Below are 8,140 nucleotides of genomic sequence, written 5' to 3'. Positions count from 1 at the left end.
GCCAAGGCCAGCGCCACCAGCGCGGCCCCGGCCAAGGCCACGAAACCCGCCAAGGCGACAGCCAAGGCAGCAGCACCCGCCGCACAACCGGCAGCCTCCGCGGCGAAAACGACACCTGCGGCGGCCGCCTCGGCAGCACCCGCACCGGCCTCCGGCGCGGTGGCGAACTCGGGCGTACAGTCCCCGGCGGTCGCCGCGTTAGCTGATAAAATGAAATCCTCTGTCGTATCAAAGGTAAGTGAAGTCATGACTACAAAAAAACAGACTGCCGCGAGCGCAGAAGACCGCCTCCTGACCGAAGACGAAATCCGGTCCATGAGTGACAAGGATTACATGAACCCGGCCCAGCTGGCCTTCTTCAAGAACCGCCTCCAGGAGCTGGAGAAGGAGCTGCTGAAGAACGCCGGCGAGACCACCGAACACCTGCGCGAAACCGTGCTGGTGCCGGACCCGGCCGACCGCGCCACCATCGAGGAAGAGCATGCGCTGGAACTGCGCACGCGCGACCGCGAGCGCAAGCTGCTGAAGAAAGTGCAACAGTCGCTGGCCGCCATCGAGGCGGGCGAGTACGGCTGGTGCGAGGAAACCGGCGAGCCGATCGGCATTCCGCGCCTGATCGCCCGCCCGACCGCCACCCTGTCGCTGGAAGCCCAGCAGCGCCGAGAACTGAAGCAGAAGCTGTACGGCGACTGAACCCGGCTGCGGCCCTCCCCCAGACAAAGCATGCGCCAGCGCATGCTTTTTTTGTTTCCATATGCATCTGTGCGCCCCAATGTATTGCCCTTGGGATACACTTAGCCTCCGGCTGTGCGCCACCGCCGCGTGCGCGCCACCCGGACCCGGCGTTCGTGCTACCTTCTAGCACTGCCGTTTTACCGCACGATTCGAGGAATTTTGGGACCACGCGTGGGACTGTTCTCGCTGTTCAAAGGGAAGAAACCGGAAGCGCCGGAGGAGCTCGCTCCCGACGCCTTCCCCGACTCGCGCCTGCTGCGCGGGGAGTCGACCCGCATGACCTTCGAGACCGAGGCCGAGCGCGAGCGCCAGCGCCAGATCGCGCGCGACACCGCCAAGAAAATCGACGCCATCGAGCAGGCGATGGTGGAGGACATCTTCAACGACGAGCCCGCCTGGGGCAGCGACCGCAAGCGCAAGCCGCCCGGCGCCCAGAGCGAACTCGCCACCACCCAGCTGCTGGCGGACGAAGAACTGCCCATGCCGGTGGAGGCTGCCAGTGCCCCCGTGCTGGACGAGATCGCCATCCTGTACGCCAACGGCGAGCACGTCATCGCCGAGCACATGCTGCGCGAGCACCTGAACGACGACCGCGCCCTGTGGTGGATGCTGTTCGACCTCTACCTCGTCACCGGCCAGCAGGACGCCTTCGACAGCCTGGCCATCGACTACGCCAGCCGCTTCGAAACCTCGCCGCCGACCTGGGCCCCGCTGCCGCCGCTGGACGCGCCGGGCAAGCCGGGCGCGGGCGTGGCGCCGACCGAATCCTTCGCCGGCACCCTGGACGCCTCCATCGCGCCCCAGCTGGAACGCCTGCAGCAGGCCGCGCCCGGTTCGCCCGCGCTGCGGCTGGAATTCTTCCGCATCCAGTCCGTCACGCCGGAAGGTTGTGAACTCCTGCTGGGCGCGCTGCAAAGACTGCGCAAGCAGCAGCGCGAGCTGACCCTGGCCGGTGCCCCCGAGTTCGCCGACCTGCTGCGCGGCGGCGTGGACGTCGGCAACCGCGAGGTCAGCCCGCACGTCTGGCTGCTGCTGCTCGAACTCCTGCTCCTGATGAACCGCGAAAAGGAGTTCGAGGAAACGGCGATGGATTACTGCATCACCTACGAGGTCTCGCCGCCCTCCTTCGAGGCCGCCGCCCACGTGGCCACCGCCGCGCCCGCCCGCACGGCCCCGCCGTCCGACCGCTACCTGCTTCCCGCGTCCATCGAAGGCCAGCCCAACGAACTGCTCGACGCGCTGGACGTCTACGCCAGCCAGTACGACCCGGCCGTGCTGGACTGCTCGCGCCTGGCGCGCATCGACTACCTCGCCGCCACCGCCCTGATCAACCGCCTGCGCCCGCTGGCGGCCGGGCGCGCCATCGAAATGCGCGACGTGAACCATCTCGTCGCCGCCCTGCTCAAACTGCTGGGCGCGGGCGAAGTCGCCAAAATCTTTCCGCATAAATACTGACCAGTCTTGCAATCCCGTTGCCGGGCCCCATCTTCACGGGGCTTGATAACTCAGAGGCAGAACATGGAACAATTTCACGGCACCACCATCCTGTGCGTGCGGCGCGGCGCCGACGTGGCCCTCGGCGGCGATGGCCAGGTCACCCTCGGCAACATCGTCATGAAGGGCTCGGCCCGCAAGGTGCGCAAGCTGTACCAGGGCAAGGTCCTGTGCGGCTTCGCCGGCGGCACCGCCGACGCTTTCACCCTGCTGGACCGCTTCGAAGCCAAGCTGGAGAAGCACCAGGGGCACCTGCTGCGCGCCTCGGTGGAGCTGGCCAAGGACTGGCGCACCGACCGCGTGCTGCGCCGCCTGGAAGCGATGCTGCTGGTGGCGGACGCCACCTCCACCCTGATCATCACCGGCAACGGCGACGTGCTCGAACCCGAGGACGGCATCGGCGCGATCGGCTCCGGCGGCGCCTATGCGCAGTCCGCCGCCAAGGCGCTGCAGGAGCACACCGACCTGGCCCCGGCCGACATCGTCAAGAAGGCGCTCACCATCGCAGGCGAGCTGTGCATCTACACCAATCTCTCCCACACCATTGAAACGCTGGGTGACGCCAAATGAACATGACTCCGCTGGAAATCGTCTCTGAACTCGACAAGCACGTGGTCGGCCAAGGCAAGGCCAAGCGCGCGGTCGCCATCGCCCTGCGCAACCGCTGGCGCCGCCAGCAGGTGGCCGAGCCGCTGCGCCACGAGATCACGCCCAAGAACATCCTGATGATCGGCCCGACCGGCGTCGGCAAGACCGAGATCGCGCGCCGCCTGGCCAAGCTGGCCGACGCGCCCTTCATCAAGGTCGAGGCGACCAAGTTCACCGAAGTGGGCTATGTGGGGCGCGACGTCGACACCATCATCCGCGACCTGATCGACATCGGCATCAAGCAGACCCGCCAGAGCGAGATGAAGAAGGTGCGCCAGCACGCCGAGGACGCGGCCGAGGATCGCGTCCTCGACATCCTGCTGCCGCCGCCGCGCGACTTCGGCTTCAACGTCAGCGAGAAGGAGCAGAGCAAGGACGGCGAGACCACCCGCCAGACCTTCCGCAAGCGCCTGCGCGAAGGCTCGCTGGACGACCGCGAAGTGGAAATCGAAGTGGCCGAACCGGGCGCGCAGATGGAGATCATGGCGCCGCCAGGCATGGAAGAAATGACGGAGCAGATCAAGTCCATGTTCGCGGGGGTGGGCCAGCAGCGCCGCAAGAAGCGCAAGGTCAAGATCAAGGAAGCCCTCAAGCTGCTGGCCGACGAGGAAGCGGCGAAACTCGTGAACGAGGATGAGCTGAAGCAGAAGGCCATCACCAACGTGGAGCAGAACGGCATCGTGTTCCTGGACGAGGTGGACAAGATCGCCTCGCGCTCGGAAGTGGGCGGCGCCGACGTCTCGCGCGCAGGCGTGCAGCGCGACCTGCTGCCGCTGGTCGAGGGCACCACGGTCAACACCAAGTACGGCATGATCCGCACCGACCATATCCTGTTCATCGCCTCCGGCGCCTTCCACCTGGCCAAGCCGTCGGACCTGATTCCGGAGCTGCAGGGCCGCTTCCCGATCCGCGTGGAGCTGGAGTCGCTGTCGATCGCGGACTTCGAGCGCATCCTCACCAGCACCGACGCCTGCCTCACCACGCAGTACGAGGCCTTGCTGGCCACCGAGGGCGTGACGCTCGATTTCACGCCGGAGGGCATCACGCGCCTGGCGGAGATCGCGTTCCAGGTCAACGAGCGCACCGAGAACATCGGCGCGCGGCGCCTGTACACCGTGATGGAGAAACTGCTGGAAGAGATCTCGTTCTCTGCCACGGACACCAGCGACAAGACCGTGACCATCGATGCGGCCTACGTCAACCAGCGGCTGGACAAGCTGGCGGACAACGAAGACCTGTCACGCTACGTGCTGTAAGACCAGGAACCGCTGCCATGGCCAACAAAGCCCTCGCCACCCGCCAGAAAATGCGCATCCGCGTCGAACCGTCGCAGACGTTCAACAAGCCGCGCAATCCGGTGGCGGTGGCGGCCAAGCAGCGCTCTGCGGGCTCGCACGAGAAAACGGAGTCGGCCAAGCGTCAGGCCGACAAGCGCGCCCTGGCCAAACTGCCGCTGAAGAAGGAAGACGACGACGCCTGAGCCGCACCGTGTAGCCCTGCGAGCGACACGACATCCAGCGCGTCGTTTTGAGACCGGCCGCCTGCGGGCGCCACCTCGTGGCGGCGCCCGCGATCAGGCCAACTGAGAGGCCGGCCGGGCTCTCCGCCCAGCCGGACCATTGACTTGTACTACCCGGGGATGCCCAGTGAGCGTCCCCGCCTCACATCACTTGAACTTGTAGTTCACGCCCACCGTGTAGATCGGCGCGCTCACGCGGTTGTTGCGCAGCTTGTCCGCATCCAGCACCACGCTCACGTTCTCGTTCACCTGGTAGCTCGCGCCAATCCCGTAGGTGAAGCCGAACTTGTTCCCGTCCTTGAACTGCGCCGTGCCATACGACACCTGGTTGTTGATCGCCGCGACACCACCGCGTGCATGCATGCCAAACGCGCCCACTTTGTACGCGGCCTTGTAGCTCAAGCCAAACGCCGTCACGTGCGTGCTGTGGCGCGAATCCTTCGGGCCCTCGGTGATCACGCCGGAGTTGAAGTAGGTCGCCTCGACCGACGACAGCAGCTTGTTGTCTTCCACGGTGCCGAACTGGTAGCCCAGCCACGCCTTGCCCGCCACGCCGCGTTCGCGGTCGCAGAAGGACGCGTTGCAGGACGGCTTCCAGGTGCTGGTGCCGAGCGCCGCGCCGGCGTAGACCGGATTCACTTCGTTAGCGTGGGCCAGGGATGCCGCGAAAAAGGAAGCGGCGATAAAGAGGGAGCGGTACATCAGGAACATCCTTGTGTTGTTGTTGGATGGCGCGCAGTTTTGCAAGCTTCGGCGCCGCGCGCCAGCACCCGCTTGAACAGCCCATCTCACGGTACGCAAGGTACCGCGCTGTAGTACCATCACGCCATCGCGCGCCCGCAAGGTAGCGCAAACCTATACATATAACGGGGATGTGGAATGAGCTCACCGGAAGGAGTCCTGCAAGTCCTGCGCGCCGAACTGCGCGCCGCAGAGATCACCTACAAGGACCTGGCCGCGCGCATCGACATGAGCGAGTCAAGCGTCAAGCGCATGTTCGGGCAGAAGGACATGGCCCTCTCGCGCCTGGCCCAGATCTGCAAGGCCTCCGGCATCGCGATGGAAGACGTGCTGCGCCGCGCCGCCGACCTGCGGGTGCACAGCGACTCGCTGACGCTGACGCAGGAAAAGTCGCTGGCCTCCAATCCCAAGCTGCTGCTGGTCGCGAACTGCTGCCTGGGCCACTGGAGCATGGAGCAGATCCTCGAAACCTACGCGCTCACCGAGCCGGAATGCATCGGCCTCCTGGCGGAGCTGGATCGCCTGGGACTCATCGAACTCAAGCCGCACAACCGCTACACGCTGCGCGTCTCGAACGCCTTTCACTGGATCCCGGATGGCCCGGTGCAGCAGTACTTCCGCGACCACGTGGTGGCGGACTATTTCAGCGGCCGCTTCGACGGCCCAGGTGAGACCTTGATGATGCTGCCCGCGCGCGTGTCGCTTCCCAGCGCGCAGGAGCTGGTGCTGAAGATCCAGCAGCTGGCTGGCGAACTGGCGCGCCTGCACCAGGGCGACCGCCGGCTCGACCCCGAGCAGCGCGACGGCTTCTCACTGCTGATCGGTTTCCGTTCCTACGAATTCGCGGCCTTCACCGCGCTGCGCCGCCCGGACGCACCGGATCACCAGACCGGCCCGAGGAACAGGTAGAGCGTCTTTTCGCCGTCGCGGGTGGCCCCGGCGGCGAAGTAGGCGGGGCCGAAGCGTGTGTCCACTGCCAGGAAACCGCTGAAGGCCTGGCGGAACGAGGCCTCGCGCACTTTCGAGATCGCCGAGTCGTAATTGCCGCCGGCTTCCAGCGAAAAGCCCGCGCGCAAGGCGCCGCCGAGCGTCGATGGCAGGGCCGCGATCTTGCGCGCCATCGCCACGCGGCCAAAGACCACGCTGCGGCCCTGGATCGAATCGGCCTGGGTGCCGGACAGGCGCAGGAAGCCGCCCAGCGACAGCGGCGCCGTGCCGCTCTGCGCGTGCGCCCATTCGCCATACACATGGCCCGCCCAGTTCCCGGCGTGGAAGGCACGCATCGCAAGGATGGAATTGCGCGCCAGCGGCGTGTTCCCTTCGCCCCCGCTGGCCGAATGTTCCACCGCAGCCTCCACCAGCACGCCGCGCGTCGGAAAGGCCAGGGAATCAAGGGTGTCGACGCGATAGCGCAGGAATTGCGAGGTGTCGAGCGCCACCTGCTTCGGAATCAGGCCCGTATCCGGCACCGTCGCACGCAGGGTTGCGCGGGCGCGCTGCACGCCGAACTGCAGGTCGCCCCAGTTGCCCAGCTCCCGGCCCACGGCCAGCGTCGCCATCTGCTGCGACAGGCCGATGCGCATGATGCGCCGCCCTTCGTTGAACACGTCCGCGCCCGAAGAGCCATAGCCGATCTGCGGCGCCACGTAGTACGGCGAGCCCGCGCCCAGCGGCTGGAAGAACTGCATGCCGAATTCGCGCGTGGTCCCCACCCGCATCACGGTCCGCAGCTCGCCGCCCCAGGCATTCAGGTTGGAGCGCACGTGCATCAGCTTGAGCGCGAAGGTGTTGGTGTCATTGAAGTCGCTGCCCAGCTCCAGGCCCACGCGCAGGCGGTTGCTGGCCCAGGGCGCATCAGTCGCGTGGATCACCACACTGCGTTTGCCGCCATCGTCGGACACCTCGGTCTCCACGCGCGCCAGGTCACCGCGGCCGTACAGGGCGGATGCGGCCTCCTGCACTTCGGCGCGCGTCACCGGCTTGCCTTTTTCGAGGCCGGTCTGCGCAGCCAGGGTGGTGGCGTCGATCTCCTCGCTGCCCTTCACTTCCACGGAGGCCAGCGCCAGCGGCGTGTCGGCCAGCGGCGGCGTGGCGAGGCGGCGGTTTTCCAGCAGCGCGTAGTCGGGCGCTGGGACGGCCAGCGGTTGCAGGCGCTCGGCCAGCAAGCGCGTTGCGTCCTCGCCTGCCTCGATCGCCCGCTCGTGCGCCTGGAAGTCGAGGAAGCTGATGCCGGCCAGGTCGGGCGAGATCAGGATGTCACCGGGGCGAAGCTCCTTCAGCGAGCGCTGGACGTTCTGCTCGGTGAGGATGTTGATCATCTGCTGGGCCACGCCGACCGCGCTGCGCAGCTCGCGCTCGGGCGCCAGCGGCGTACCCACGTTGACGGCGATGACGATGTCCGCGCCCATCTGGTGCGCCATGTCCACCGGCAGGTTGCGCACCAGGCCACCGTCGGCCACCAGGTGGCCCTTCACGCGCACAGGCGCGAACACGCCCGGAACGGCGAGCGAGGCGCGCATGGTGAGAAACAGCGGCGTGTCCTTCAGTTCCACCAGTTCGCCGGTCACGAGGTCGGAGGCGACGGAGCGGAACGGCAGCGCGAGCTGGTTCACTGGCTTGTCGCGCGCGCCGGCCGGGAGCAGCTTGTTGAGGGTCGCTTCCAGCGCGGCGTTGCTGGCGGCGGCGGGCGGCAGGGCCACGCCGTTGCGGCTCACGCCGAATTCGATGCGCGAGGGGAGCAGGATGTCCTCCTCACGGCGGCGGAACGCCAGGTCGTCGCGCGCGGGGCGGTCGGCGATCACACGGTCCCAGTCGGTGTGGCGGGCGATGGCTTCCAGTTCGTTGACCGAGGCCCCGGCCGCGTAGGCGCCGCCGACCACGCCGCCCATGCTGGTGCCGACCACGATGTCGATCGGAACGTGCATCTCGCGCAGCACGCGCAGCACGCCGATGTGCGCAAACCCGCGCGCCCCGCCGCCGGACAGCACCAGCGCGACCTTGGGA

9 protein-coding genes are annotated in these 8,140 nt (G+C 67.1%); 6 read left to right on the top strand and 3 right to left on the bottom strand.

The window, feature by feature from the left end; genetic code table 11:
• The coding region (locus tag E4L96_RS24010; protein ID WP_220433368.1) for a hypothetical protein at positions 1 to 317 on the bottom strand (317 nt) is incomplete at its 3' end.
• Here E4L96_RS24010 and dksA point away from each other — a divergent pair.
• The 5 genes from dksA to E4L96_RS00020 all read left to right on the top strand — a co-directional run bounded on the left by dksA (position 247) and on the right by E4L96_RS00020 (position 4,357).
• Complete coding sequence (gene dksA, locus E4L96_RS00040) at positions 247 to 693, top strand: RNA polymerase-binding protein DksA (protein ID WP_135205196.1); 447 nt, start codon at positions 247 to 249, stop codon at positions 691 to 693. The genes E4L96_RS24010 and dksA overlap by 71 nt on opposite strands.
• A gap of 213 nt (positions 694 to 906) precedes the next feature.
• The gene (locus E4L96_RS00035; protein ID WP_229414156.1) at positions 907 to 2,190 is read left to right on the top strand and encodes an STAS domain-containing protein; all 1,284 of its coding nucleotides are present in this window, start codon (positions 907 to 909) and stop codon (positions 2,188 to 2,190) included.
• A gap of 63 nt (positions 2,191 to 2,253) precedes the next feature.
• Positions 2,254 to 2,799 (top strand): ATP-dependent protease subunit HslV, encoded by a 546-nt coding sequence (gene hslV, locus E4L96_RS00030; protein ID WP_135205194.1) that lies wholly within the window; start codon positions 2,254 to 2,256, stop codon positions 2,797 to 2,799.
• Entirely contained in the window at positions 2,796 to 4,133 is a 1,338-nt protein-coding gene (gene hslU / locus E4L96_RS00025) for an ATP-dependent protease ATPase subunit HslU (protein WP_181017563.1), read from the top strand. The genes hslV and hslU overlap by 4 nt, the downstream gene beginning before the upstream one ends.
• A gap of 17 nt (positions 4,134 to 4,150) precedes the next feature.
• Positions 4,151 to 4,357, top strand: a complete 207-nt coding sequence (locus E4L96_RS00020; protein WP_135205193.1) for a hypothetical protein — start codon at positions 4,151 to 4,153, stop codon at positions 4,355 to 4,357.
• A gap of 186 nt (positions 4,358 to 4,543) precedes the next feature.
• Here E4L96_RS00020 and E4L96_RS00015 read toward each other — a convergent pair whose 3' ends face one another.
• On the bottom strand, positions 4,544 to 5,098 hold the full coding sequence (locus E4L96_RS00015; RefSeq protein ID WP_167758548.1) for an outer membrane protein: 555 nt from the start codon (positions 5,096 to 5,098) through the stop codon (positions 4,544 to 4,546).
• A gap of 177 nt (positions 5,099 to 5,275) precedes the next feature.
• Between E4L96_RS00015 and E4L96_RS00010 the strand changes: the two genes are divergently transcribed.
• Complete coding sequence (locus tag E4L96_RS00010) at positions 5,276 to 6,046, top strand: helix-turn-helix domain-containing protein (protein WP_135205191.1); 771 nt, start codon at positions 5,276 to 5,278, stop codon at positions 6,044 to 6,046.
• Here E4L96_RS00010 and E4L96_RS00005 read toward each other — a convergent pair.
• A partial coding sequence (locus E4L96_RS00005) for a patatin-like phospholipase family protein (protein WP_135205190.1) occupies positions 6,019 to 8,140 on the bottom strand: 2,122 nt, incomplete at its 5' end. The genes E4L96_RS00010 and E4L96_RS00005 overlap by 28 nt on opposite strands.

The sequence above is a fragment of the Zemynaea arenosa genome, from assembly GCF_004614185.1.
Taxonomy (GTDB): Bacteria; Pseudomonadota; Gammaproteobacteria; order Burkholderiales; family Burkholderiaceae_D; genus Telluria; species Telluria arenosa.
This window is presented reverse-complemented; position numbering and strand designations above follow the sequence as displayed.

Bases quoted from the DNA above. Each gene is read 5' to 3' on its own strand.
- E4L96_RS00010 (WP_135205191.1), top strand. From the start codon at position 5,276: ATGAGCTCACCGGAAGGAGTCCTGCAAGTCCTGCGCGCCGAACTGCGC.
- dksA (WP_135205196.1), top strand. From the start codon at position 247: ATGACTACAAAAAAACAGACTGCCGCGAGCGCAGAAGACCGCCTCCTG.
- E4L96_RS00015 (WP_167758548.1), bottom strand. From the start codon at position 5,098: ATGTACCGCTCCCTCTTTATCGCCGCTTCCTTTTTCGCGGCATCCCTG.
- E4L96_RS00020 (WP_135205193.1), top strand. From the start codon at position 4,151: ATGGCCAACAAAGCCCTCGCCACCCGCCAGAAAATGCGCATCCGCGTC.
- hslU (WP_181017563.1), top strand. From the start codon at position 2,796: ATGAACATGACTCCGCTGGAAATCGTCTCTGAACTCGACAAGCACGTG.
- hslV (WP_135205194.1), top strand. From the start codon at position 2,254: ATGGAACAATTTCACGGCACCACCATCCTGTGCGTGCGGCGCGGCGCC.